General features: G+C 44.0%; 23 protein-coding genes, 3 tRNA genes, 3 rRNA genes, 1 other RNA gene and 1 other annotated feature. Of the genes, 26 read left to right on the top strand and 4 right to left on the bottom strand.

The window, feature by feature from the left end; translation table 11 throughout:
* The first annotated feature begins 70 nt into the window (after positions 1-70).
* The 6 genes from guaB to PUN35_RS14780 all read left to right on the top strand — a co-directional run bounded on the left by guaB (position 71) and on the right by PUN35_RS14780 (position 6,540).
* A complete protein-coding gene (gene guaB / locus PUN35_RS14805) occupies positions 71-1,537 on the top strand; it encodes an IMP dehydrogenase (RefSeq protein ID WP_014478581.1) in 1,467 nt (488 codons plus the stop codon).
* A gap of 152 nt (positions 1,538-1,689) precedes the next feature.
* Entirely contained in the window at positions 1,690-3,021 is a 1,332-nt protein-coding gene (gene dacA / locus PUN35_RS14800; protein WP_014478582.1) for a D-alanyl-D-alanine carboxypeptidase, read from the top strand.
* 196 nt (positions 3,022-3,217) lie between these two features.
* Positions 3,218-4,102, top strand: coding sequence for a pyridoxal 5'-phosphate synthase lyase subunit PdxS (gene pdxS, locus PUN35_RS14795; RefSeq protein WP_014478583.1), 885 nt, complete (start codon positions 3,218-3,220; stop codon positions 4,100-4,102).
* 21 nt (positions 4,103-4,123) lie between these two features.
* On the top strand, positions 4,124-4,714 hold the full coding sequence (gene pdxT, locus PUN35_RS14790) for a pyridoxal 5'-phosphate synthase glutaminase subunit PdxT (protein WP_003226797.1): 591 nt from the start codon (positions 4,124-4,126) through the stop codon (positions 4,712-4,714).
* A 52-nt stretch (positions 4,715-4,766) separates the two neighbouring features.
* Positions 4,767-4,979, top strand: a binding site (T-box leader).
* Between the two features lie 56 nt (positions 4,980-5,035).
* Positions 5,036-6,313, top strand: coding sequence for a serine--tRNA ligase (gene serS / locus PUN35_RS14785; protein WP_021479916.1), 1,278 nt, complete (start codon positions 5,036-5,038; stop codon positions 6,311-6,313).
* A gap of 134 nt (positions 6,314-6,447) precedes the next feature.
* Positions 6,448-6,540, top strand: a tRNA-Ser gene (locus PUN35_RS14780).
* A gap of 111 nt (positions 6,541-6,651) precedes the next feature.
* On the opposite strand, the gene dck is transcribed toward PUN35_RS14780, so the two are convergent.
* From dck to PUN35_RS14760, 4 genes are all read right to left on the bottom strand, one after another.
* The gene (dck, locus tag PUN35_RS14775) at positions 6,652-7,305 is read right to left on the bottom strand and encodes a deoxyadenosine/deoxycytidine kinase (protein WP_014478585.1); all 654 of its coding nucleotides are present in this window, start codon (positions 7,303-7,305) and stop codon (positions 6,652-6,654) included.
* A complete protein-coding gene (gene dgk, locus PUN35_RS14770) occupies positions 7,302-7,925 on the bottom strand; it encodes a deoxyguanosine kinase (protein ID WP_003226790.1) in 624 nt (207 codons plus the stop codon). The genes dck and dgk overlap by 4 nt, the downstream gene beginning before the upstream one ends.
* 98 nt (positions 7,926-8,023) lie before the next feature.
* On the bottom strand, positions 8,024-9,307 hold the full coding sequence (locus tag PUN35_RS14765; RefSeq protein WP_014478586.1) for a glycoside hydrolase family 18 protein: 1,284 nt from the start codon (positions 9,305-9,307) through the stop codon (positions 8,024-8,026).
* A gap of 69 nt (positions 9,308-9,376) precedes the next feature.
* Complete coding sequence (locus tag PUN35_RS14760) at positions 9,377-9,922, bottom strand: cysteine hydrolase family protein (RefSeq protein WP_014478587.1); 546 nt, start codon at positions 9,920-9,922, stop codon at positions 9,377-9,379.
* A gap of 85 nt (positions 9,923-10,007) precedes the next feature.
* Between PUN35_RS14760 and tadA the strand changes: the two genes are divergently transcribed.
* The 20 genes from tadA (at position 10,008) to holB (ending at position 25,735) form a co-directional block, all read left to right on the top strand.
* Entirely contained in the window at positions 10,008-10,493 is a 486-nt protein-coding gene (tadA, locus tag PUN35_RS14755; protein WP_003226784.1) for a tRNA adenosine(34) deaminase TadA, read from the top strand.
* Between the two features lie 82 nt (positions 10,494-10,575).
* Positions 10,576-10,840, top strand: an RNA gene (gene ffs / locus PUN35_RS14750) — signal recognition particle sRNA large type.
* A gap of 129 nt (positions 10,841-10,969) precedes the next feature.
* Positions 10,970-12,661 (top strand): DNA polymerase III subunit gamma/tau, encoded by a 1,692-nt coding sequence (gene dnaX, locus PUN35_RS14745; protein ID WP_014478588.1) that lies wholly within the window; start codon positions 10,970-10,972, stop codon positions 12,659-12,661.
* A gap of 23 nt (positions 12,662-12,684) precedes the next feature.
* Complete coding sequence (locus PUN35_RS14740; RefSeq protein WP_003225427.1) at positions 12,685-13,008, top strand: YbaB/EbfC family nucleoid-associated protein; 324 nt, start codon at positions 12,685-12,687, stop codon at positions 13,006-13,008.
* Positions 13,009-13,022: 14 nt separating this feature from the next.
* A complete protein-coding gene (gene recR, locus PUN35_RS14735; RefSeq protein ID WP_003225425.1) occupies positions 13,023-13,619 on the top strand; it encodes a recombination protein RecR in 597 nt (198 codons plus the stop codon).
* Between the two features lie 17 nt (positions 13,620-13,636).
* On the top strand, positions 13,637-13,861 hold the full coding sequence (locus PUN35_RS14730) for a YaaL family protein (RefSeq protein WP_003242387.1): 225 nt from the start codon (positions 13,637-13,639) through the stop codon (positions 13,859-13,861).
* A gap of 66 nt (positions 13,862-13,927) precedes the next feature.
* The gene (gene bofA, locus PUN35_RS14725) at positions 13,928-14,191 is read left to right on the top strand and encodes a sigma-K factor-processing regulator BofA (protein WP_003225421.1); all 264 of its coding nucleotides are present in this window, start codon (positions 13,928-13,930) and stop codon (positions 14,189-14,191) included.
* Between the two features lie 246 nt (positions 14,192-14,437).
* Positions 14,438-15,987: ribosomal RNA gene (locus PUN35_RS14720) — 16S ribosomal RNA — on the top strand.
* Between the two features lie 102 nt (positions 15,988-16,089).
* Positions 16,090-16,166: transfer RNA gene (locus PUN35_RS14715), tRNA-Ile, on the top strand.
* Positions 16,167-16,177: 11 nt separating this feature from the next.
* Positions 16,178-16,253: transfer RNA gene (locus PUN35_RS14710), tRNA-Ala, on the top strand.
* A gap of 81 nt (positions 16,254-16,334) precedes the next feature.
* Positions 16,335-19,262 (top strand): 23S ribosomal RNA (locus tag PUN35_RS14705).
* A gap of 55 nt (positions 19,263-19,317) precedes the next feature.
* Positions 19,318-19,433, top strand: a 5S ribosomal RNA gene (gene rrf, locus PUN35_RS14700).
* The 16S, 23S and 5S rRNA genes sit together here with 2 tRNA genes alongside, the layout of an rRNA operon.
* 178 nt (positions 19,434-19,611) lie before the next feature.
* On the top strand, positions 19,612-19,806 hold the full coding sequence (csfB, locus tag PUN35_RS14695) for an anti-sigma-G factor (RefSeq protein ID WP_003243294.1): 195 nt from the start codon (positions 19,612-19,614) through the stop codon (positions 19,804-19,806).
* Between the two features lie 119 nt (positions 19,807-19,925).
* Entirely contained in the window at positions 19,926-20,540 is a 615-nt protein-coding gene (locus PUN35_RS14690; protein WP_014478590.1) for a 5-bromo-4-chloroindolyl phosphate hydrolysis family protein, read from the top strand.
* An 18-nt stretch (positions 20,541-20,558) separates the two neighbouring features.
* A complete protein-coding gene (locus PUN35_RS14685) occupies positions 20,559-21,719 on the top strand; it encodes a toxic anion resistance protein (protein WP_014478591.1) in 1,161 nt (386 codons plus the stop codon).
* Between the two features lie 81 nt (positions 21,720-21,800).
* Complete coding sequence (locus PUN35_RS14680; RefSeq protein ID WP_014478592.1) at positions 21,801-23,243, top strand: aminotransferase class I/II-fold pyridoxal phosphate-dependent enzyme; 1,443 nt, start codon at positions 21,801-21,803, stop codon at positions 23,241-23,243.
* Positions 23,240-23,878: a dTMP kinase gene (tmk, locus tag PUN35_RS14675; RefSeq protein WP_003226776.1), complete on the top strand. Its 639-nt coding sequence runs from the start codon at positions 23,240-23,242 to the stop codon at positions 23,876-23,878. Before PUN35_RS14680 ends, tmk begins: the two co-directional genes overlap by 4 nt.
* 73 nt (positions 23,879-23,951) lie before the next feature.
* Positions 23,952-24,281, top strand: a complete 330-nt coding sequence (gene darA, locus PUN35_RS14670) for a cyclic di-AMP receptor DarA (RefSeq protein ID WP_003242755.1) — start codon at positions 23,952-23,954, stop codon at positions 24,279-24,281.
* A gap of 12 nt (positions 24,282-24,293) precedes the next feature.
* Positions 24,294-24,734, top strand: a complete 441-nt coding sequence (locus tag PUN35_RS14665; protein ID WP_009966249.1) for a YaaR family protein — start codon at positions 24,294-24,296, stop codon at positions 24,732-24,734.
* 11 nt (positions 24,735-24,745) lie between these two features.
* Positions 24,746-25,735: a DNA polymerase III subunit delta' gene (holB, locus tag PUN35_RS14660; protein WP_003226770.1), complete on the top strand. Its 990-nt coding sequence runs from the start codon at positions 24,746-24,748 to the stop codon at positions 25,733-25,735.

The following is a 25,735-nucleotide window of genomic DNA, read 5'->3' as shown; positions in this document are numbered from 1 at the left end:
TTCCTTGACATGCTCTTGGCTAGTTGATAATCTACATATAATATTTTGCCGAAAAGAGGGGGATTTACTAATGTGGGAAAGTAAATTTTCAAAAGAAGGCTTAACGTTCGACGATGTGCTGCTTGTGCCAGCAAAGTCTGAGGTACTTCCGCATGATGTGGATTTATCTGTAGAACTTACAAAAACGTTAAAGCTAAATATTCCTGTCATCAGCGCAGGTATGGACACTGTAACAGAATCAGCAATGGCAATTGCAATGGCAAGACAGGGCGGCTTGGGCATCATTCACAAAAATATGTCCATTGAACAGCAGGCTGAACAAGTTGATAAAGTAAAGCGTTCTGAGCGCGGCGTTATCACAAATCCCTTCTTTTTAACTCCTGATCACCAAGTATTTGATGCGGAGCATTTGATGGGGAAATACAGAATTTCCGGTGTTCCGATTGTAAATAACGAAGAAGACCAGAAGCTTGTTGGAATTATTACAAACCGTGACCTTCGTTTTATTTCTGACTACTCAATGAAAATCAGCGACGTCATGACGAAAGAAGAGCTAGTTACTGCATCTGTAGGAACTACTCTGGATGAAGCTGAAAAGATTTTGCAAAAACATAAAATTGAAAAGCTTCCTCTCGTAGATGACCAGAATAAATTAAAAGGTCTTATCACAATTAAAGACATTGAAAAAGTCATTGAGTTCCCGAACTCATCTAAAGACATTCACGGCCGCCTGATCGTTGGCGCGGCAGTTGGTGTAACTGGCGATACAATGACTCGCGTCAAAAAGCTTGTTGAAGCCAATGTTGATGTGATTGTTATCGATACAGCTCACGGACACTCTCAAGGCGTTTTAAACACAGTTACAAAAATCCGTGAAACGTATCCCGAATTAAACATTATTGCTGGAAACGTGGCAACAGCTGAAGCGACAAGAGCGCTTATCGAAGCTGGAGCAGACGTTGTCAAAGTTGGAATAGGGCCTGGTTCAATTTGTACTACACGTGTTGTAGCCGGGGTGGGTGTTCCGCAAATTACAGCAATTTATGATTGTGCGACTGAAGCAAGAAAACACGGCAAAACAATCATCGCCGACGGTGGGATTAAATTCTCTGGCGATATCACTAAAGCATTGGCAGCCGGCGGACATGCTGTTATGCTCGGAAGCTTGCTTGCAGGCACATCAGAAAGCCCTGGTGAAACTGAAATCTACCAAGGCAGAAGATTTAAGGTATACCGCGGCATGGGATCAGTTGCTGCAATGGAAAAAGGAAGTAAAGACCGTTACTTCCAAGAAGAAAACAAAAAATTTGTTCCTGAAGGAATTGAAGGACGCACACCTTACAAAGGGCCAGTTGAAGAAACCGTTTATCAGCTAGTCGGAGGCCTTCGTTCTGGTATGGGGTATTGCGGGTCCAAAGATCTGCGTGCGCTAAGAGAAGAAGCTCAGTTCATTCGCATGACTGGCGCAGGACTTCGCGAAAGCCATCCGCATGACGTACAGATTACAAAAGAATCACCTAACTATACAATTTCATAATAAATTGTTACAAATTAAAAACATTTGACAGGGTCTCTGACTCTGTCTATTTTTTTTATACTGATTATGATAAAATTTATACTGTTGTGCATTGAAAATGTCCTTAACGGCTTAATTATAGATGAAGAAAATGAAATACGGAGGTCGTACGATTGAACATCAAGAAATGTAAACAGCTACTGATGTCATTGGTTGTGTTAACTCTAGCTGTCACGTGTCTGGCTCCAATGTCAAAAGCAAAAGCAGCCAGCGATCCAATTGATATCAATGCATCTGCTGCTATTATGATCGAAGCTTCTTCAGGTAAAATTCTTTACAGTAAAAATGCAGATAAGAGACTGCCAATTGCGAGTATGACAAAAATGATGACAGAGTATCTGTTATTAGAAGCAATTGATCAAGGTAAAGTGAAATGGGACCAAACCTATACGCCTGATGACTATGTGTATGAAATTTCCCAAGATAACAGCTTATCAAACGTTCCTCTTCGGAAAGACGGGAAATACACAGTAAAAGAATTATATCAAGCTACAGCAATTTATTCTGCAAATGCTGCTGCTATTGCGATTGCAGAAATCGTTGCCGGTTCTGAAACTAAGTTTGTTGAAAAAATGAATGCAAAAGCAAAAGAACTAGGCTTAACAGATTACAAATTTGTTAACGCAACAGGTCTTGAAAACAAAGATCTTCACGGGCATCAGCCTGAGGGGACAAGCGTAAATGAAGAAAGTGAAGTTTCTGCAAAGGATATGGCCATTCTTGCGGATCACCTGATTACTGACTACCCTGAGATACTGGAGACTTCCAGTATCGCCAAAACGAAATTCAGAGAAGGCACCGATGATGAAATGGACATGCCGAACTGGAATTTTATGCTGAAGGGGCTTGTCAGCGAGTATAAAAAAGCGACTGTAGACGGACTGAAAACAGGTTCTACTGACTCTGCGGGTTCATGCTTTACAGGAACAGCTGAACGCAACGGTATGCGTGTCATCACTGTTGTATTATACGCAAAGGGCAACCTTCATACAGGCCGTTTCGATGAAACGAAGAAAATGTTTGATTATGCTTTCGACAATTTCTCCATGAAAGAAATTTATGCTGAAGGCGATCAAGTAAAAGGCCATAAAACAGTTTCAGTTGATAAGGGTAAAGAGAAAGAAGTAGGCATTGTGACAAACAAGGCGTTCTCTCTTCCTGTCAAAAATGGTGAGGAAAAGAATTACAAAGCGAAGGTCACACTGAATAAAGATAACTTAACTGCTCCTGTGAAAAAAGGAACCAAGGTTGGGAAGCTGACTGCGGAATACACAGGTGATGAAAAGGATTACGGATTCCTTAACAGCGATCTGGCTGGTGTAGACCTTGTTACAAAAGAAAATGTAGAAAAAGCAAACTGGTTTGTTTTGACAATGCGCAGTATCGGCGGATTTTTTGCCGGAATTTGGGGAAGCATTGTTGATACGGTAACCGGCTGGTTTTAATCAATTGAAAGAGCTCTGATGGATGTTAGGGCTCTTTCGCGTAATATACTGAAAAAATCCAATTTTTAATAAAAAATGATTTTCAAAGCACTAAAAACCGAATAAAATAGTTTATATCCATATGAATTATTGGATTTCTAGGATACAATAAGGATTAGAAATCATATAACTATACCTTGATTAGGGGGACCAAGAAATGGCTCAAACAGGTACTGAACGTGTAAAACGCGGAATGGCAGAAATGCAAAAAGGCGGCGTCATCATGGACGTCATCAATGCGGAACAAGCGAAAATCGCTGAAGAAGCTGGAGCTGTCGCTGTAATGGCGCTAGAACGTGTGCCGGCAGATATTCGCGCGGCTGGAGGAGTTGCCCGTATGGCTGACCCTACAATCGTGGAAGAAGTAATGAATGCAGTATCTATCCCTGTAATGGCAAAAGCGCGTATCGGACATGTTGTTGAAGCGCGTGTGCTTGAAGCTATGGGTGTTGACTATATTGATGAAAGTGAAGTTCTGACGCCGGCTGATGAAGAATTTCATTTAAATAAAAATGAATACACAGTTCCTTTTGTTTGTGGCTGCCGTGATCTTGGTGAAGCAACACGCCGTATTGCGGAAGGTGCTTCTATGCTTCGCACAAAAGGTGAGCCTGGAACAGGTAATATTGTTGAGGCTGTTCGCCATATGCGTAAAGTTAACGCTCAAGTGCGCAAAGTAGTTGCGATGAGTGAGGATGAGCTAATGACAGAAGCGAAAAACCTAGGTGCTCCTTACGAGCTTCTTCTTCAAATTAAAAAAGACGGCAAGCTTCCTGTCGTTAACTTTGCCGCTGGCGGCGTAGCAACTCCAGCTGATGCTGCTCTCATGATGCAGCTTGGTGCTGACGGAGTATTTGTTGGTTCTGGTATTTTTAAATCAGACAACCCTGCTAAATTTGCGAAAGCAATTGTGGAAGCAACAACTCACTTTACTGATTACAAATTAATCGCTGAGTTGTCAAAAGAGCTTGGTACTGCAATGAAAGGGATTGAAATCTCAAACTTACTTCCAGAACAGCGTATGCAAGAACGCGGCTGGTAAGAACATAGGAGCGCTGCTGACATGTTAACAATAGGTGTACTAGGACTTCAAGGAGCAGTTAGAGAGCACATCCATGCGATTGAAGCATGCGGCGCGGCTGGTCTTGTCGTAAAACGTCCGGAGCAGCTGAACGAAGTTGACGGGTTGATTTTGCCGGGCGGTGAGAGCACGACGATGCGCCGTTTGATCGATACGTATCAATTCATGGAGCCGCTTCGTGAATTCGCTGCTCAGGGCAAACCGATGTTTGGAACATGTGCCGGATTAATTATATTAGCAAAAGAAATTGCCGGTTCAGATAATCCTCATTTAGGTCTTCTGAATGTGGTTGTAGAACGTAATTCATTTGGCCGGCAGGTTGACAGCTTTGAAGCTGATTTAACAATTAAAGGCTTGGACGAGCCTTTTACTGGGGTATTCATCCGTGCTCCGCATATTTTAGAAGCTGGTGAAAATGTTGAAGTTCTATCGGAGCATAATGGTCGTATTGTAGCCGCGAAACAGGGGCAATTCCTTGGCTGCTCATTCCATCCGGAGCTGACAGAAGATCACCGAGTGACGCAGCTGTTTGTTGAAATGGTTGAGGAATATAAGCAAAAGGCACTTGTATAAAACAGTTGAAAGCTGTGGAAACTTATAGTACATTATAAGCACAAATAAAGATCGAAAAGCGTTGATAGGAACTAGTAGGGAGCCTCTCTTTCTAAGAGAGCCGATGGTTGGTGCGAATCGGTGAAAGATGCTGTCTGAATCCATCCTTGAGCGAAATGCTGAAGCGAGTAGGCATTTACGGGATAACCGTTATGTTTGAAAGTGGAAAACGAGTCTTTGATTTGTTTTCAATCAGGGTGGCAACGCGAGAGCTCTCGTCCCTTTATGGGGATGAGGGCTCTTTTTATTTTCGACAAATCAATAAAAAAAGGAGTGTTTCGCATGCTTGATACGAAAATGCTGAGAGCAAATTTTCAAGAAATTAAAGCAAAGCTTGTACACAAAGGCGAAGACTTAACTGATTTTGATAAGTTTGAGGCGCTGGATGATAGACGAAGAGAGCTTATCGGCAAGGTTGAAGAGTTAAAAGGAAAACGAAATGAAGTTTCTCAGCAGGTTGCTGTGCTGAAGCGTGAGAAAAAAGAAGCGGATCACATTATTAAAGAAATGCGTGAAGTCGGCGAGGAAATTAAAAAGCTTGATGAAGAATTGCGAACAGTGGAAGCTGAGCTTGATACAATCCTTCTCTCAATCCCGAATATTCCGCATGAGTCTGTACCTGTCGGTGAAACAGAAGACGACAACGTAGAAGTGCGTAAATGGGGTGAAAAGCCTTCATTTGCTTATGAGCCGAAGCCGCACTGGGATATTGCGGATGAGCTGGGTATTCTGGATTTTGAACGTGCTGCCAAAGTAACAGGAAGCCGTTTCGTGTTCTATAAAGGCTTAGGTGCTCGTCTGGAGCGTGCGCTTTATAACTTTATGCTTGATCTGCATGTGGATGAGTATAACTACACTGAAGTGATCCCGCCATATATGGTAAACCGCGCAAGCATGACGGGAACGGGGCAGCTTCCTAAATTTGAAGAGGATGCATTTAAAATCAGAGAAGAAGATTATTTCTTAATTCCAACGGCGGAAGTGCCGATTACAAACATGCATCGCGATGAAATCCTTTCAGGTGACAGCCTGCCGATCAACTATGCGGCATTCAGTGCTTGCTTCCGTTCTGAAGCTGGTTCAGCAGGACGTGACACACGCGGATTAATTCGTCAGCACCAATTTAATAAAGTTGAGCTTGTAAAGTTTGTGAAGCCTGAAGATTCTTATGAAGAATTAGAGAAGCTTACAAACCAAGCAGAACGGGTTCTTCAGCTGCTTGAGCTTCCATACCGTGTCATGAGCATGTGTACGGGTGATTTAGGCTTTACGGCTGCGAAAAAATACGATATCGAAGTTTGGATTCCAAGCCAAGACACATATCGAGAAATCTCTTCTTGCAGCAACTTCGAAGCGTTCCAGGCGAGACGTGCGAATATTCGATTCAGACGTGAAGCGAAAGGCAAGCCTGAGCATGTACACACACTGAACGGTTCAGGACTGGCGGTTGGAAGAACAGTTGCCGCTATCTTAGAAAATTATCAGCAGGAAGACGGAAGCGTTGTGATTCCGAAAGTGCTTCGTCCTTATATGGGGAATAGAGAAGTAATGAAACCGTAAATTATGGAAAGGCGTGCCTGACAAGGTGCGCCTTTTTGCTTATGTAAACACGGCATTTTCATAAAAACAAAAAAAGTTTTTAAAAATGCTTGACCACACGAGAACATACGTGATATAGTAAGTCTTGTCGATACGGAGGAATACCCAAGTCCGGCTGAAGGGATCGGTCTTGAAAACCGACAGGGGTGTCAAAGCCCGCGGGGGTTCGAATCCCTCTTCCTCCGCCATATTGATTTTAATTCTAATGAAACACAAGCATATATTGGAGATTGTTTTGTCCGTTGCATTCGGTGCGGCGGATTTTTTATTTTAAAGAAAAAGTGAATCTCGACTGAGATTCACTTTTTTTGATTATCATGAATAACTGAAGCAATTTGATCTACAATATTTTCAATCGAGTTTTCGTCGTTCAGAAGATCATAATCTTCAATGCGAAGTTTTAAAACAGGGCAGGCATTAAAACCGCTTATCCAGTTCTCGTAGCGTGTATGCATTTCTTCCCAATAAGACCTGCTTGTCTGAAGCTCCATCTCACGGCCGCGTTGTTCAATCCGGTTTAAAATGTTCTCCAGATCTCCTTCTAAATAGATCAACACATCTGGGTGTGGGAAATACGGTGTCATTACCATTGCTTCGAAAAGGCTTGTGTAAGTCTTATAATCAACCTTTGACATTGTCCCTTTATCAGCATGCATTTTTGCGAAAATTCCTGTATCTTCATAAATCGAACGATCCTGTACAAAACCTCCGCCGGCTTCAAAAATTGTTTTCTGTTCTTTGAAGCGTTCAGCTAAGAAGTAAATTTGAAGGTGAAAGCTCCAACGTTCAAAATCATGATAGAACTTTTCCAAGTATGGATTATGATCGACTTCCTCCAACGATGTTTTAAATCCAAGCCGTTTAGCTAAAGTTTTTGTTAAAGTCGATTTTCCGACACCTACTGTTCCTGCTACTGTAATAATTGAATTGTTAGGGATATGATGTTCCTTCATACGATAAGCTCCTTTACATGGGCGGCAATGCGTTCAAAGTCGCTCTTATTCAAAACGAAATCCTTTGAATCACCATCTACGGTTAACACTGTAAGTTCAGGGTCTGCTTCCTGCAGCTGCTTGATGGCGACTTCATAATCTGAAATCAGCTGCTCCAAATAGCTAGTTTCAATTTTTTTCTCAAAGGGGCGCCCGCGTTTTTCAATGCGGTGTAGCAATGTAGGCAGACTGGCCTTTATGTAAATGATGAAATTCGGCTTTGGCAGATCATCCGTTAGCAGGTGATATATCTTTTTGTATTTTTCCAGCTGATGTGGAGACAAGGTGCGTTCCGCAAAAATCACATTTTTATAAATATGATAATCAGCTATTACAGGCTGTCCCTTTTTTAAAAAGTGATCACTGGTGTCTTCAAGCTGTTTGTATCTGTGACAAAGAAAAAACATCTCGAGCTGGAAGCTCCATTCCTCTATATTGTCATAAAACTTATCAAGGTACGGGTTATCCTCTACAATCTCATTGATCATAGGGAATCCGAATTCTTGTGAGAGCATCGTTGCGAGAGTTGTTTTTCCTGCCCCGATAGGACCTTCTATTGCAATAAAAGGGGCTGTATTCATCGGAATCCTCCTTATATCTGAAAAACGTGCGTCAGTTACCGACCTTCATATTGTATCACAACCCTTGGGTGCCCCCATGAAAAAAAGACGTTTCCAAATTATCGAAACGTCTTTTTGACAACATTAAATTGATCAGACAGCAGCAGCCAGTTTTGTGGAAAGGAAAGACCCAGCTTCCAATAGCTGATGCCTCTTAAATTCAGCTCTTTAATCAGATTGAATTTTGCTTGAATCGAGCGGGCATCCTCGAACCATACCTCGTGCCTTCTGTTTTCTGCATCAGTATAGCGGAAGAAAGGAGCTTGAGCGGTTTGATCATACTGAATGGAAGCATTGTTCTGATCAGCTATGACAATGGCTTGCTGAGGGCTTACTGCTCTTGCCGGAGTTCCCCCTGCTGTATATGGCAGCGTCCAGTCATATCCATATAAATTCTGGCCCATGACAATTTTGTTCGCAGGCATTTCAGTCAAAGCATATTCTATGACATCACGGACAGGTCCAATTGGAGAAACCGCTTGAGGCGGCCCGCCGCTATAGCCCCATTCATATGTCATGAGAACAACAAAGTCGACAATTTGGCCATGTGCCCTGTAATCATGAGCTTCATACCATCTGCCCTGCTGTGTTGCACTTGTTTTAGGAGCAAGAGCCGTAGAAATTTCTAAGCCCTCTCGATGAAAAAGATCCCTTGCTTCGCGGAGGAATTGATTATAAGCCTCTCTATCCTGGGGCCGCAAATATTCAAAGTCGAAATGAATGTCACGGAAGCCATATCTTCTGGCATTCTCGACTATTTCATTTAGAAGCCGTCTTTTTACAGTTTCGTCGTTCAAAAGGATCCGGCCAAGTTCATCGCTGAATGCTTGGTTTTCTAGGTTCGTTATAATCATCATCAATGTTGTATTTTGACTTTCTGTAATGCTCCTTAAATTCGTTAAAGGCGGTGCGACTAAGGTTCCGTTACGCTGTGCCTGGAAGCTGAATGCGCCAAGGTACGTTAAGTAGGGCGACGATTCTCTGGCCGCCTGCTGGAGATTTTCGCTGACTTGATTTCCTCGGGGCTCCAAATAAGCATTTGATTCGATGTCTCGTTTAGGAGATGGTGGGATGTATAAACGGAAACCAATCTGAAGCACGGTATTTAACTGGATGCGGTTAACCCTTGCGAGCTCGGCTGCCGTTGTATTGAACTGCCGGGCGATAGATGTCAGGGTATCACCTCGCTTCACATCATAGAACTGGCCAGCTATTGGAATGACAATGGTTTGTCCGACAACAAGGCTGTCGGGATTCGGTATTTCATTCGTTTCAGCGATCTCATTTGCGGTTGTTCTGTATTGTGAAGCGATAGCAGAAAGAGTGTCGCCTTGTTTTACCACATAAATTTGAATGAAAAACGCCTCCTTTCATATCGCTATCAATGTATGAAAGAAAAGCGCTGATCATGTTTATTTTTCTGTAATTTGTTCTTCCGTCGTAATTTCTGCGAAAAGAACATTCTCCATCATAGTTAAGGCGAATTCGTTATCTTCGTCACTGTTTGACGCGATACAGTCCTTAGGAATCGTGATGCTGTATTCCCTCATATAAGCGTCATTAGCAGTAAACAGCACACATATATTGCCGGCTATACCTGTTAAGATAATATGTCTCACCTGCAACTCAGTAAGAAGGGTGTGAAGTGCAGTTTCGTAGAAAGCGGAATGTTTCGGTTTGATTAAAAAATAATCAGCATCTTTCGGAGCTATCTTTGTGATGATATCCTTGCTTCTTTCATTTGTGCATTCTTGCTGAATGTTTTTAATGTCAGCTTGCCAAAGTCCATAATGATCATTGATGTAAATAATCGGCCATTCATTTTGTCTCGCGTGCTCCTTTAATGATAAAATATGAGGAACGATTTTTTCTGTTTTTTTAGCGAGGGTTTCTCCCATATCGAATTCAAAATTATTGATCATGTCTACAATGAGAAGGGCTGTATCTGCTTTGGACAATCGACAGTCTCCTTTCCGTTTCAGTTATAGTTAATATGTAGCCTTTTTAGGCGATGAAAAAACTTTGAAAAGAGAGCTTATCCTTATGACACAAGATGAACTTTATATGAAAGAAGCAATTAAAGAAGCGAAAAAGGCTGAAGAGAAAGGTGAAGTGCCAATAGGTGCGGTGCTTGTCGTTAATGATGAAATTATAGCGCGTGCACATAATTTAAGAGAGACTGAGCAACGATCTATTGCCCATGCAGAAATGCTTGTAATTGATGAAGCATGTAAGGCACTCGGAACATGGCGGCTGGAAGGTGCGACTCTTTATGTGACGCTTGAGCCATGTCCAATGTGTGCTGGTGCCGTCGTACTTTCTCGAGTGGAAAAAGTGGTTTTTGGCGCATTTGATCCGAAAGGCGGCTGTTCAGGCACACTAATGAACCTTCTTCAGGAGGAACGCTTTAATCATCAGGCTGAAGTGGTGAGCGGTGTACTTGAGGAAGAATGCGGCGGAATGCTCAGTGCGTTTTTCAGAGAACTAAGAAAAAAGAAGAAAGCCGCCAGGAAAAACTTGTCTGAATAGTACGGTTGCAATTTTTAGGGGAAACAGATATACTTAAGTGTGCATCGTAATAGATGCAACATAAAATTTGATATTTATTTTGCCGTGCTAAGCGGGGAGGTAGCGGTGCCCTGTACCTGCAATCCGCTCTAGCAGGGCCGAATCCCTTCTCGAGGTTCGTTTACTTTAAGGCCTGCCTTAAGTAAGTGGTGTTGACGTTTGGGTCCTGCGCAATGGGAATTCATGAACCATGTCAGGTCCGGAAGGAAGCAGCATTAAGTGAAACCTCTCATGTGCCGCAGGGTTGCCTGGGCCGAGCTAACTGCTTAAGTAACGCTTAGGGTAGCGAATCGACAGAAGGTGCACGGTAAATCAATCATCAAATTTTCAGACTCACCTAACATTAGGTGAGTTTTTTGTTATGTAAAAAGAGCTTTTGGAATCGAAACAAGGTTCATGTATAATGGGAATGATGAATAACGGAGGAGGGCAAACCCGTGAGTTACCAAGCTTTATATCGAGTATTCAGGCCTCAGCGCTTTGAAGATGTGGTCGGACAAGAACACATTACAAAAACGCTGCAAAATGCCCTTTTGCAAAAAAAGTTTTCTCACGCCTATCTGTTTTCCGGGCCAAGAGGAACCGGAAAAACCAGTGCAGCCAAAATATTTGCTAAGGCTGTCAACTGTGAACATGCTCCTGTTGATGAGCCATGCAACGAATGTGCGGCCTGTAAAGGGATAACAAACGGGTCAATATCCGATGTCATAGAAATTGACGCCGCTTCTAATAACGGTGTTGATGAGATTCGTGACATTCGCGATAAAGTGAAGTTTGCCCCATCGGCCGTCACATATAAGGTATATATCATAGATGAGGTGCATATGCTTTCTATCGGCGCTTTTAATGCATTACTAAAAACATTAGAAGAGCCGCCTGAGCATTGTATCTTCATATTAGCAACAACTGAACCGCACAAAATTCCTTTAACCATTATCTCTAGATGTCAGCGTTTTGACTTTAAACGAATTACCTCCCAAGCGATTGTAGGGCGCATGAATAAAATTGTTGATGCTGAACAGCTGCAAGTGGAGGAAGGATCGCTGGATATCATCGCGAGTGCTGCAGACGGAGGGATGAGGGATGCCCTGAGCCTTCTTGATCAGGCCATATCATTCAGCGGCGATATCCTGAAAGTCGAAGATGCGCTTTTAATTACGGGTGCTGTTTCTCAATTATATATCGGGAAGCTTGCACAATCCCTGCATGATAAAAACGTTTCTGACGCACTGGAAACATTAAATGAATTGCTTCAGCAAGGAAAAGATCCAGCTAAGCTGATAGAAGATATGATTTTCTATTTCAGGGACATGCTGCTGTACAAAACAGCCCCTGGCTTAGAGGGAGTGCTTGAGAAAGTAAAAGTCGATGAAACGTTCCGGAAACTAAGTGAACAAATTCCGGCTCAGGCCCTATATGAAATGATTGATATTCTGAACAAGAGCCATCAGGAAATGAAATGGACAAATCATCCGCGTATCTTTTTCGAAGTGGCCGTTGTGAAGATTTGCCAAACCTCACATCAATCTGCTGCTGATCTCCCGGAAGTGGATATGCTGATGAAAAAAATCCAGCAGCTCGAACAGGAAGTAGAGCGGCTCAAAACAACGGGCATAAAAGCAGCTGCGGAAAGCCCGAAAAAAGAAGCGCCGCGTGTGCCAAAGGGCGGGAAATCCAATTACAAAGCGCCAGTAGGCAGAATTCATGAGATTTTGAAGGAAGCCACAAGACCGGATCTTGATCTGCTCAGAAACAGTTGGGGCAAGCTTCTTGCTCATCTCAAACAGCAAAACAAAGTATCGCATGCCGCTTTGCTGAATGACAGTGAACCTGTGGCTGCCGGATCGGCGGCATTTGTTCTGAAATTCAAATATGAAATTCATTGTAAAATGGTTGCTGAGGATAACAACGGAGTCCGGACTAATCTTGAGCAGATTTTAGAATCGATGCTCGGAAAAAGAATGGATTTGATTGGCGTTCCAGAAGCACAATGGGGTAAAATAAGAGAAGAATTTTTAGAAGATCATCAGCAGGAAAATGAAGGATCAAATGAACCGGCTGAAGAAGACCCGCTTATTGCCGAAGCGAAAAAGCTTGTTGGAGCGGATTTAATTGAAATAAAAGACTAACAAAATGAAAGAGAGTGAATGCTATGCGTGGCGGAATGGGTAATATGCAAAAAATGATGAAACAAATGCAAAAAATGCAAAAGGACATGGCGAAGGCTCAAGAAGAGCTTGCAGAAAAGGTTGTTGAAGGAACTGCAGGCGGCGGTATGGTAACAGTAAAAGCAAACGGCCAAAAAGAAATCCTGGATGTTATCATCAAAGAAGAAGTCGTTGATCCTGAAGATATTGATATGCTTCAAGATTTAGTGCTTGCTGCAACGAATGAAGCTTTGAAAAAAGTTGACGAAATCACAAACGAAACAATGGGTCAATTTACAAAGGGAATGAACATGCCAGGTTTATTCTAGGGGGATAAAAGAACATGCAATATCCTGAACCAATATCAAAGCTGATTGACAGCTTTATGAAATTGCCAGGGATCGGACCGAAAACAGCGGTTCGTCTGGCTTTTTTTGTTCTAGGTATGAAAGAAGATGTAGTATTAGATTTTGCGAAAGCATTAGTAAATGCGAAACGCAACCTGACATATTGTTCAGTTTGCGGGCATATTACAGATCAGGACCCTTGCTATATATGTGAAGATACGCGCAGGGATAAGTCTGTTATCTGTGTTGTGCAAGACCCTAAGGATGTTATCGCTATGGAGAAAATGAAGGAATACAACGGACAGTATCACGTTCTTCACGGCGCTATTTCTCCAATGGACGGCATTGGACCGGAGGATATTAAAATACCAGAATTGTTAAAACGATTACAGGATGATCAAGTGACAGAAGTGATCCTCGCGACAAACCCTAATATAGAAGGGGAAGCAACGGCGATGTATATATCAAGGCTCCTCAAGCCGTCTGGTATTAAGCTCTCCCGTATTGCCCACGGACTGCCCGTCGGCGGTGACTTGGAATATGCTGACGAGGTCACTCTTTCTAAAGCACTTGAAGGAAGACGCGAATTGTAAGGAGGAAAAAGCGATCCATGGGTTTTCTTCGCAAGAAAACATTAAGAAGAGAGTTTGATGAAAAACTAACCGAGCAGCTTTTTAAGCAAAAGGAAGAGTGGAACAGGCAAAAAAAGCTGGTCGAAAAAAGCTTAGAACCGTCTGCTGAAGTGTTATACGAACTGAAAGTAGCTGAAGCGAAGTATTTTTTTTACTTAAGGGAAGCGAAGCAGCGAAATTTAAAAATCAGCCGGTGGAAGTAAGTGGTCTAAACTCCTGGATCTTCTCATAAGCTTGTACTAGAACAAGCGAAGGAGATGAGAAGATTCATGGAGCCTATTTTTATTATTGGGATTATTTTAGGATTGGTTATTCTTCTTTTTTTATCAGGTTCAGCTGCGAAGCCTTTAAAGTGGATTGGCATCACAGCTGTTAAATTTGTGGCAGGTGCTTTGCTGCTGGTTTGTGTAAATATGTTTGGCGGCAGTCTTGGCATTCATGTGCCGATTAATCTGGTTACAACAGCTATCAGCGGAATTTTAGGGATACCCGGAATAGCTGCGTTAGTCGTTATTAAGCAATTTATCATTTAATTGATATTATGTATTGACTTAGACAACCGAAGGTGTTATTCTAGTATACGTCGCTGATGACGAACAGCTTTTTTGAAAAGAAAATGTTAAAAAAGTTGTTGACAGTAGCGACGGTAAATGTTATGATAATAAAGTCGCTTAAACGAGCGGTAAACAAAGTTCTTTGAAAACTAAACAAGACAAAACGTGCCTGTTAATTCAGTTTTTAAAAATCGCACAGCGATGTGCGTAGTCAGTCAAACTACTTTATCGGAGAGTTTGATCCTGGCTCAGGACGAACGCTGGCGGCGTGCCTAATACATGCAAGTCGAGCGGACAGATGGGAGCTTGCTCCCTGATGTTAGCGGCGGACGGGTGAGTAACACGTGGGTAACCTTCCTGTAAGACTGGGATAACTCCGGGAAACCGGGGCTAATACCGGATGGTTGTTTGAACCGCATGGTTCAAACATAAAAGGTGGCTTCGGCTACCACTTACAGATGGACCCGCGGCGCATTAGCTAGTTGGTGAGGTAATGGCTCACCAAGGCAACGATGCGTAGCCGACCTGAGAGGGTGATCGGCCACACTGGGACTGAGACACGGCCCAGACTCCTACGGGAGGCAGCAGTAGGGAATCTTCCGCAATGGACGAAAGTCTGACGGAGCAACGCCGCGTGAGTGATGAAGGTTTTCGGATCGTAAAGCTCTGTTGTCAGGGAAGAACAAGTACCGTTCGAATAGGGCGGTACCTTGACGGTACCTAACCAGAAAGCCACGGCTAACTACGTGCCAGCAGCCGCGGTAATACGTAGGTGGCAAGCGTTGTCCGGAATTATTGGGCGTAAAGGGCTCGCAGGCGGTTTCTTAAGTCTGATGTGAAAGCCCCCGGCTCAACCGGGGAGGGTCATTGGAAACTGGGGAACTTGAGTGCAGAAGAGGAGAGTGGAATTCCACGTGTAGCGGTGAAATGCGTAGAGATGTGGAGGAACACCAGTGGCGAAGGCGACTCTCTGGTCTGTAACTGACGCTGAGGAGCGAAAGCGTGGGGAGCGAACAGGATTAGATACCCTGGTAGTCCACGCCGTAAACGATGAGTGCTAAGTGTTAGGGGGTTTCCGCCCCTTAGTGCTGCAGCTAACGCATTAAGCACTCCGCCTGGGGAGTACGGTCGCAAGACTGAAACTCAAAGGAATTGACGGGGGCCCGCACAAGCGGTGGAGCATGTGGTTTAATTCGAAGCAACGCGAAGAACCTTACCAGGTCTTGACATCCTCTGACAATCCTAGAGATAGGACGTCCCCTTCGGGGGCAGAGTGACAGGTGGTGCATGGTTGTCGTCAGCTCGTGTCGTGAGATGTTGGGTTAAGTCCCGCAACGAGCGCAACCCTTGATCTTAGTTGCCAGCATTCAGTTGGGCACTCTAAGGTGACTGCCGGTGACAAACCGGAGGAAGGTGGGGATGACGTCAAATCATCATGCCCCTTATGACCTGGGCTACACACGTGCTACAATGGACAGAACAAAGGGCAGCGAAACCGCGAGGTTAAGCCAATCCCACAAATCTGTTCTCAGTTCGGATCGCAGTCTGCAACTCGACTGCGTGAAGCTGGAATCGCTAGTAATCGCGGATCAGCATGCCGCGGTGAATACGTTCCCGGGCCTTGTACACACCGCCCGTCACACCACGAGAGTTTGTAACACCCGAAGTCGGTGAGGTAACCTTTTAGGAGCCAGCCGCCGAAGGTGGGACAGATGATTGGGGTGAAGTCGTAACAAGGTAGCCGTATCGGAAGGTGCGGCTGGATCACCTCCTTTCTAAGGATATTTTACGGAATATAAGACCTTGGGTCTTATAAACAGAACGTTCCCTGTCTTGTTTAGTTTTGAAGGAACTTTGTTCCTTGAATAAGTTAAGATGGGCCTGTAGCTCAGCTGGTTAGAGCGCACGCCTGATAAGCGTGAGGTCGGTGGTTCGAGTCCACTCAGGCCCACCATCTTATATAACGGGGCCTTAGCTCAGCTGGGAGAGCGCCTGCTTTGCACGCAGGAGGTCAGCGGTTCGATCCCGCTAGGCTCCACCAACGTGTTCTTTGAAAACTAGATAACAGTAGACATCACATTCAATTAGTAATACAAGATATCACATAGTGGTTCTTTTTAACGGTTAAGTTAGAAAGGGCGCACGGTGGATGCCTTGGCACTAGGAGCCGATGAAGGACGGGACGAACACCGATATGCTTCGGGGAGCTGTAAGCAAGCTTTGATCCGGAGATTTCCGAATGGGGAAACCCACCACTCGTAATGGAGTGGTATCCATATCTGAATTCATAGGATATGAGAAGGCAGACCCGGGGAACTGAAACATCTAAGTACCCGGAGGAAGAGAAAGCAAATGCGATTCCCTGAGTAGCGGCGAGCGAAACGGGATTAGCCCAAACCAAGAGGCTTGCCTCTTGGGGTTGTAGGACACTCTGTACGGAGTTACAAAAGAACGAGGTAGATGAAGAGGTCTGGAAAGGCCCGCCATAGGAGGTAACAGCCCTGTAGTCAAAACTTCGTTCTCTCCTGAGTGGATCCTGAGTACGGCGGAACACGTGAAATTCCGTCGGAATCCGGGAGGACCATCTCCCAAGGCTAAATACTCCCTAGTGACCGATAGTGAACCAGTACCGTGAGGGAAAGGTGAAAAGCACCCCGGAAGGGGAGTGAAAGAGATCCTGAAACCGTGTGCCTACAAGTAGTCAGAGCCCGTTAACGGGTGATGGCGTGCCTTTTGTAGAATGAACCGGCGAGTTACGATCCCGTGCAAGGTTAAGCAGAAGATGCGGAGCCGCAGCGAAAGCGAGTCTGAATAGGGCGCATGAGTACGTGGTCGTAGACCCGAAACCAGGTGATCTACCCATGTCCAGGGTGAAGTTCAGGTAACACTGAATGGAGGCCCGAACCCACGCACGTTGAAAAGTGCGGGGATGAGGTGTGGGTAGGGGTGAAATGCCAATCGAACCTGGAGATAGCTGGTTCTCTCCGAAATAGCTTTAGGGCTAGCCTCAAGGTAAGAGTCTTGGAGGTAGAGCACTGATTGGACTAGGGGCCCCTACCGGGTTACCGAATTCAGTCAAACTCCGAATGCCAATGACTTATCCTTGGGAGTCAGACTGCGAGTGATAAGATCCGTAGTCGAAAGGGAAACAGCCCAGACCGCCAGCTAAGGTCCCAAAGTATACGTTAAGTGGAAAAGGATGTGGAGTTGCTTAGACAACCAGGATGTTGGCTTAGAAGCAGCCACCATTTAAAGAGTGCGTAATAGCTCACTGGTCGAGTGACTCTGCGCCGAAAATGTACCGGGGCTAAACGTATCACCGAAGCTGCGGACTGTTCTTCGAACAGTGGTAGGAGAGCGTTCTAAGGGCTGTGAAGCCAGACCGGAAGGACTGGTGGAGCGCTTAGAAGTGAGAATGCCGGTATGAGTAGCGAAAGAGGGGTGAGAATCCCCTCCACCGAATGCCTAAGGTTTCCTGAGGAAGGCTCGTCCGCTCAGGGTTAGTCGGGACCTAAGCCGAGGCCGAAAGGCGTAGGCGATGGACAACAGGTTGATATTCCTGTACCACCTCCTCACCATTTGAGCAATGGGGGGACGCAGGAGGATAGGGTAAGCGCGGTATTGGATATCCGCGTCCAAGCAGTTAGGCTGGGAAATAGGCAAATCCGTTTCCCATAAGGCTGAGCTGTGATGGCGAGCGAAATATAGTAGCGAAGTTCCTGATTCCACACTGCCAAGAAAAGCCTCTAGCGAGGTGAGAGGTGCCCGTACCGCAAACCGACACAGGTAGGCGAGGAGAGAATCCTAAGGTGATCGAGAGAACTCTCGTTAAGGAACTCGGCAAAATGACCCCGTAACTTCGGGAGAAGGGGTGCTCTGTTAGGGTGCAAGCCCGAGAGAGCCGCAGTGAATAGGCCCAGGCGACTGTTTAGCAAAAACACAGGTCTCTGCGAAGCCGTAAGGCGAAGTATAGGGGCTGACGCCTGCCCGGTGCTGGAAGGTTAAGAGGAGCGCTTAGCGTAAGCGAAGGTGCGAATTGAAGCCCCAGTAAACGGCGGCCGTAACTATAACGGTCCTAAGGTAGCGAAATTCCTTGTCGGGTAAGTTCCGACCCGCACGAAAGGCGCAACGATCTGGGCACTGTCTCAACGAGAGACTCGGTGAAATTATAGTACCTGTGAAGATGCAGGTTACCCGCGACAGGACGGAAAGACCCCGTGGAGCTTTACTGCAGCCTGATATTGAATGTTGGTACAGCTTGTACAGGATAGGTAGGAGCCTTGGAAACCGGAGCGCTAGCTTCGGTGGAGGCATCGGTGGGATACTACCCTGGCTGTATTGACCTTCTAACCCGCCGCCCTTATCGGGCGGGGAGACAGTGTCAGGTGGGCAGTTTGACTGGGGCGGTCGCCTCCTAAAAGGTAACGGAGGCGCCCAAAGGTTCCCTCAGAATGGTTGGAAATCATTCGCAGAGTGTAAAGGCACAAGGGAGCTTGACTGCGAGACCTACAAGTCGAGCAGGGACGAAAGTCGGGCTTAGTGATCCGGTGGTTCCGCATGGAAGGGCCATCGCTCAACGGATAAAAGCTACCCCGGGGATAACAGGCTTATCTCCCCCAAGAGTCCACATCGACGGGGAGGTTTGGCACCTCGATGTCGGCTCATCGCATCCTGGGGCTGTAGTCGGTCCCAAGGGTTGGGCTGTTCGCCCATTAAAGCGGTACGCGAGCTGGGTTCAGAACGTCGTGAGACAGTTCGGTCCCTATCCGTCGCGGGCGCAGGAAATTTGAGAGGAGCTGTCCTTAGTACGAGAGGACCGGGATGGACGCACCGCTGGTGTACCAGTTGTTCTGCCAAGGGCATCGCTGGGTAGCTATGTGCGGACGGGATAAGTGCTGAAAGCATCTAAGCATGAAGCCCCCCTCAAGATGAGATTTCCCATTCCGCAAGGAAGTAAGATCCCTGAAAGATGATCAGGTTGATAGGTCTGAGGTGGAAGTGTGGCGACACATGGAGCTGACAGATACTAATCGATCGAGGACTTAACCATATTTTTGAATGATGTCACACCTGTTATCTAGTTTTGAGAGAACACTCTCAATTTGTTTGGTGGCGATAGCGAAGAGGTCACACCCGTTCCCATACCGAACACGGAAGTTAAGCTCTTCAGCGCCGATGGTAGTCGGGGGTTTCCCCCTGTGAGAGTAGGACGCCGCCAAGCAAGCTTAAACCCAGCTCATTGAGCTGGGTTTTTTGTTTACTCAAGATCGAGAAAATCAAACAAATACAAACACCGAGGGCTTATACAGCCCATATACTAATTTCAAGTTTCGAAAAGATCTAAATAGTGTATACAATATCCGTTTTAAGGGGAGGCTAATTGTACGGAGGTGGAGAAGATGGACGAAACAGTTAAACTTAATCATACATGTGTGATTTGTGATCAAGAGAAGAATAGAGGCATTCATCTTTATACGAAATTCATATGCTTAGATTGTGAGAGAAAAGTAATTTCTACATCAACTTCTGATCCTGACTATGCGTTTTACGTAAAAAAACTAAAGAGCATTCATACACCGCCATTATATTCATAGACCTGAAAAGGTCTTTTTTTGTACTCTTAATAATAAAAAGAAGATGAAACTTGTTTAAGGATTGAACGTAGTAGATAATAATATTAAAACTGAGTATAGACACAGGAGTCGATTATCTCATGCAGAGATTTTTTCACTTTTTGATGTGGAGTTTAACTAGCAGTGCGACTTTTGTTTTCATTGGAATATTGAGCTTTTTTGGTTTAAACCAGTCGCTTTTTTTATCTATTGTTTATGGGCTTGCTTCTGGAGCAGCCGTATATATAGCTGGCATCTGGAATGCAAGACGGTTATTTCTTAAAAAGCATGAATTGACAGGAAGAGAGTATGCTTACATTAAGAAAAACTTAGAGGAAGCAAGGCAGAAAATGGTCCGTCTTAGGAAAACCTTGTTTCAGGCTAAAAGCATTCAAATGTTTAAGCAAAATGCAGAAATGCTAAGGATTGTGAGAAGGATTTATCTCCTCACCAAAAAAGAGCCAAAGCGGTTTTATCAGGCAGAACGATTTTTTTATCAAACTCTCGATTCGGTTGTTGAATTGACAGAGAAGTATGCTTTTCTATCATCTCACCCAAAAAAAAGCAAAGAACTGTCGATGTCGTTAAGTGAGACACGCATCACTCTTACTGAATTGACCAAGCGTTTAGAGGAAGATTTAACTCAGGCAATGGATGATGAATTTGACGAGTTGCAGTTTGAATTAGACGCAGCAAAACATTCATTAAAGAAATAAGGGAAGAGGGTAAGAGCGATGAACCGAGACCAAAGCGACCTTCATATAGATGAATTATTGGCAGATCCTTTTGGTGGTAACATAGAGATACCAGGTTCGGAGGCTGTAAAAGCAGAGAAAGAGCAAGTACGGCTTGTTGATGTTCTTCCTGAGGAAAACAAGGAAAAAGCAATTCAGCTTGCTGGACAGATTGATCATAAAAATATGCAAAGCATTGTCTTATACGGTTCACAAGCTCAATCTAAACTGCTGAACTTTTCTCATGATATGATTAATCATGTTCAAAAGAAGGATGTCGGGGAGATTGGCGAAATACTTGGAGAGCTGATGAAAAAGCTGGAGCAAGTAAATCCTGATGATCTCCAATCTAAGAAAAAGGGTATTTTGGCACGCATGTTTGGAAGAGTATCAAGTTCTCTTCAAGAGGTGCTGTCTAAATACCAAAAGACCAGTGTGCAGATAGACAGAATCAGCTTGAAGCTGGAGCACTCTAAAAATGCTTTAATCAGTGACAACAAGCTGTTAGAGCAGTTATATGAAAAAAATAAAGAATATTTTGCCGCGCTGAATGTTTATATTGCTGCAGGAGAACTGAAGCTGGAGGAATTAAAAACGAAAACAATTCCTGAACTGAAGCAACAGGCTGAATCGAGTGATCATAACCAAATGGCCGTTCAAGAGGTGAATGATTTAATTCAATTTGCTGACCGGTTAGATAAAAGGGTGCATGATTTGTTGCTGAGCAGGCAAGTTACAATTCAAAGTGCACCGCAAATCAGGCTGATTCAAAATACAAACCAAGCGTTAGCTGAAAAGATTCAGTCATCCATTGTGACAGCGATTCCGTTATGGAAAAATCAAGTTGCCATTGCGCTGACGCTTTTAAGGCAGCGCAATGCAGTGGATGCACAACAGAAAGTATCTGATACAACCAATGAGCTTTTGCTGAAAAATGCGGAGCTTTTAAAAACCAATACAATTGAAACTGCACGGGCAAATGAAAGAGGCCTTGTTGATATAGATACCTTGAAGAAGGTGCAGGAAAGCTTAATAAGCACGCTTGAAGAAACACTGACTATACAAGAAGAAGGACGAATCAAACGCCGTCAGGCAGAAGAAGAGCTCATGATGATGGAAGGCGACCTGAAGCAAAAGCTGCTTACAATAAAGGAAAGATAGTTACCAGTAAGTCTGGCTTTAAGTTCTGTCAGAGGCACGATATAATAAGGTGTAAGAAGACACATTCAAAGGATTGTTTTCATGAACACACCTTTATATAAAGCATTAATTCAACATGCGAGAAGAAATTCTCATTCATTTCATGTTCCGGGACATCACAATGGAGATGTCTTTTTTGATGACGCTAAGTCAATATTCGATCCGCTTCTCACCATTGATGTAACTGAACTGGCAGGATTGGATGATCTCCATCATCCTTCCGGGGTGATTAAGGAAGCTCAGGAGCTTGTCAGTCAATTATATGGATCGGCGGAAAGTTTTTTTCTGGTAAATGGTACGACTGTCGGAAACTTAGCGATGATTTTATCTGTTTGTGAACCTGGTGATACAATTCTGGTTCAAAGAAACTGTCATAAATCTGTATTTCATGCTGTTGATTTGGCCGGTGCTAAGCCGGTTTATCTTGCACCTGACGTTGATTCAGCGATGCATGTGCCTACGCATGTTCCGCTTGGAACAATTAAAGAGGCCCTGGAAGCATATCCAGATGCGAAAGGCTTGGTACTGACCAATCCGACATATTACGGACATAGTGCTGATTTGACTGAGATCATTACTGAAGCCCATCATTACGGGATTCCTGTTTTGGTCGATGAAGCGCATGGCGCACATTTTATTTTAGGTGAGCCTTTTCCGGTCTCAGCTTTAAAAATGGGGGCAGATATTGTTGTTCAGTCGGCCCACAAAACGTTGCCTGCCATGACGATGGGTTCTTATTTGCATCTTAACAGCAGCTGCAGGATTAACAGGGATCGGGTGGCAGAGTATTTAAACCGATTACAAAGCAGCAGCCCGTCTTATCCGATAATGGCTTCGTTAGATATTGCCCGCGCTTATGTACAGCATATTATAGAAGAACAAAAGCTTTCTGACATTCTGCAGCGGATACAAACACTTAAACAAACGTTTGATTCACTTACAAATGCAGAAGCTGTTAACCCTGCTAATCCACTGATCATCACGGACCCGCTGAAGCTCACAATTCGTTCAAAACGCGGGCATTCTGGCTATACGCTGCAAAGCATATTAGAGCGTGCCAACATATTCACTGAGCTTGCTGATGAAAATCAAGTTCTGCTCGTTCTCCCATTGGGGGGAAAACGGAGAATAAATGCTGAAACCATTAGAAGCATTGATGAAAAGATTGAGAAAACGCCTCCGGATCAGGCGTTTGTTTCTGCAGAATGGGGAGTGCAGCCTGTTACTGTCTTGCCTTATCCAAAAAAGGTCTTACATTCGTTTAAGAAAGAATATGTGGACTTTGAGGAAGCAACTGGCCGGCTGAATGCAGAAGATATCATCCCTTATCCTCCGGGTATCCCGATGATTATGGCGGGAGAAAGAATAACAAAAGAAAGTGTGCAAAAGCTCAGCCGCTTGATCAGCATGAAAACGCATGTTCAAGGGAATATGAAAATCAAAGAGAAACAACTACTTGTTTATATAGAAGAGGAGAAATCATGAGCGGTTTATTTATTACATTCGAAGGTCCTGAAGGTGCAGGAAAAACGACTGTTCTGCAGGAGATCAAAAACATACTGACAGCAGAAGGCCTTCAGGTTATGGCAACTCGAGAGCCAGGCGGAATAGATATTGCAGAACAAATTCGAGAGGTTATTCTGAATGAGAACAACACATTAATGGACCCAAAAACAGAAGCTCTCTTATATGCGGCTGCAAGGCGCCAGCATTTAGTTGAAAAAGTAAAACCTGCTTTAGAACAGGGGTTTATCGTTCTTTGCGACAGATTTATAGACAGTTCTCTTGCGTATCAAGGATATGCAAGAGGACTTGGAATTGATGAGGTTCTGTCGATTAATGAATTTGCCATTGGAGATATGATGCCCCATGTAACGGTTTATTTTTCAATTGATCCGGAAGAAGGACTGAAGCGTATTTACGCAAACGGCTCACGGGAGAAAAACAGGCTCGATTTAGAAAAACTGGACTTTCATACAAAAGTACAAGAAGGTTATCAAGAGCTGATGAAGCGATTTCCGGAAAGATTTCATTCAGTTGATGCCGGGCAATCCAAAGGCCTCGTCGTTCAGGATGTTCTAAAGGTGATCGATGAAGCGTTGAAAAAAATTCAATTGTGACCTGTTTCCCAATAGTTGATATAATAATGTAAACGAGATCACGTTGTTTCCAATCTAAAGGAGGCCTTCACAGATGAAATTGATAGTGGCAGTTGTACAAGATCAGGACAGCAACAGACTTTTGAAAACCTTAACGGATCACAACTTCAGAGTCACAAAGCTTGCGACGACAGGAGGATTTCTTAAATCAGGCAATACAACGTTTATGATCGGTGTCGAGGATATACGCGTCAATAAAGCGTTGAGTCTCATTAAAGAAAACGGGCAGAAACGTGATCAGATGATTGCCCCTGTATCTCCAATGGGCGGAAATGCTGATTCCTATGTCCCTTATCCAGTCGAAGTTGAAGTTGGCGGAGCGACAGTATTTGTCCTTCCAGTCGATGAATTTCATCAATTTTAAGGATCTGAAACTGTGAAAATTAATAAAGATATACGTACATTTATAGATAATAAGCAGATTCCCTCTGTGAAAACATCTGAGATCACGGCATCGTTTAAAACATCAATGGAAAACCAAAGCAGCAAAATGAAGCTTGATCAGCTTACCAGGCTGTTATCTGATATAGAAGCATTCGGAAAAAGGCTAACGAAATCTCGGAATTTTAAAGACTTAGCGAGATTTAAAGGACTTGTGAAACGTTTTGTCAAAGAAGCTGTGGACAGCGGCCTTTCACATGAAACATCGAAAAGCTTTGACCTTTACGGGAACAGCAGAACGCTGGGACTTGTGAAAGAAATAGATGACAAATTGATACAGCTTACGGAAGAGATGATGGATCAGGAAAAACCGGCAATTGATTTGCTGGAGCGTATTGGCGAAATAAAAGGTTTATTAATTAACCTTTACACATAGAGAGTGATACAATGGCAATATCTTGGAAGGAAATGAACGAGCTTCAGCCCAGAGTGATGAAGCTTTTATATAATAGTATTGAGAAGGACAGACTATCACACGCTTATTTGTTTGAGGGAAAAAAAGGAACAGGCAAGCTTGATGCCGCGCTGCTTCTTGCAAAAAGCTTCTTTTGTCTGGAGGATGGCGCGGAGCCTTGTGAGAGCTGCCGAAACTGTAAACGGATAGAGTCAGGGAACCATCCTGATCTCCATCTTGTTCAGCCTGATGGCTTATCAATCAAAAAGGCGCAAATTCAAGCGCTCCAAGAAGAGTTTTCTAAGACAGGACTTGAATCGCATAAAAAGCTGTATATTATTTCGCACGCAGATCAAATGACAGCAAATGCGGCGAACAGCCTGCTGAAATTTTTAGAAGAACCGAACAAAGACACAATGGCCGTCCTCATCACTGAGCAGCCCCAAAGGTTATTGGATACCATCATTTCAAGATGCCAAACCCTTCCTTTTCAGCCTTTGCAACCGAAAGCAATTGAAGATAGACTGATCGAACAGGACGTCTCGCCTCATATGGCAAGGCTTCTGGCCAACATGACCAATAATGTAGCAGAAGCAGTCGAATTAAGTCGAAATGATGAGTTTGCAGAGTCTAGAGCGAAAGTGATAAAATTGTATGAAGTCCTACACCAGCGGAAAGGACATGCTTTTTTCTTTATTCAAGATCAATGGATGCCCTTTTTCAAAGAAAAAACCCATCAAGAAATGGGTCTTGATATGCTCTTATTGATATATCGTGATGTGTTGTCCATCCAAATAGGAAATGAAGATAAATTGATTTATCAAGACTTATTCCAATCAATAAAACAGCATGCGCTACAATCAACACAACAAAGCGTTACGAATCAGATACTTGCTGTTTTAGAAGCAAAGAAACGGCTTCATTCCAATGTGAATGTACAAGGATTAATGGAGCACTTGGTGTTAATGTTGCAGGAGGGATAA

This window comes from Bacillus sp. N3378-2at (assembly GCF_033412715.1).
GTDB classification, from domain to species: domain Bacteria; phylum Bacillota; class Bacilli; order Bacillales; family Bacillaceae; genus Bacillus; species Bacillus subtilis.
The sequence above is the reverse complement of the archived record's forward strand: the minus strand, read 5'-3'. Positions and strand labels throughout refer to the sequence as shown.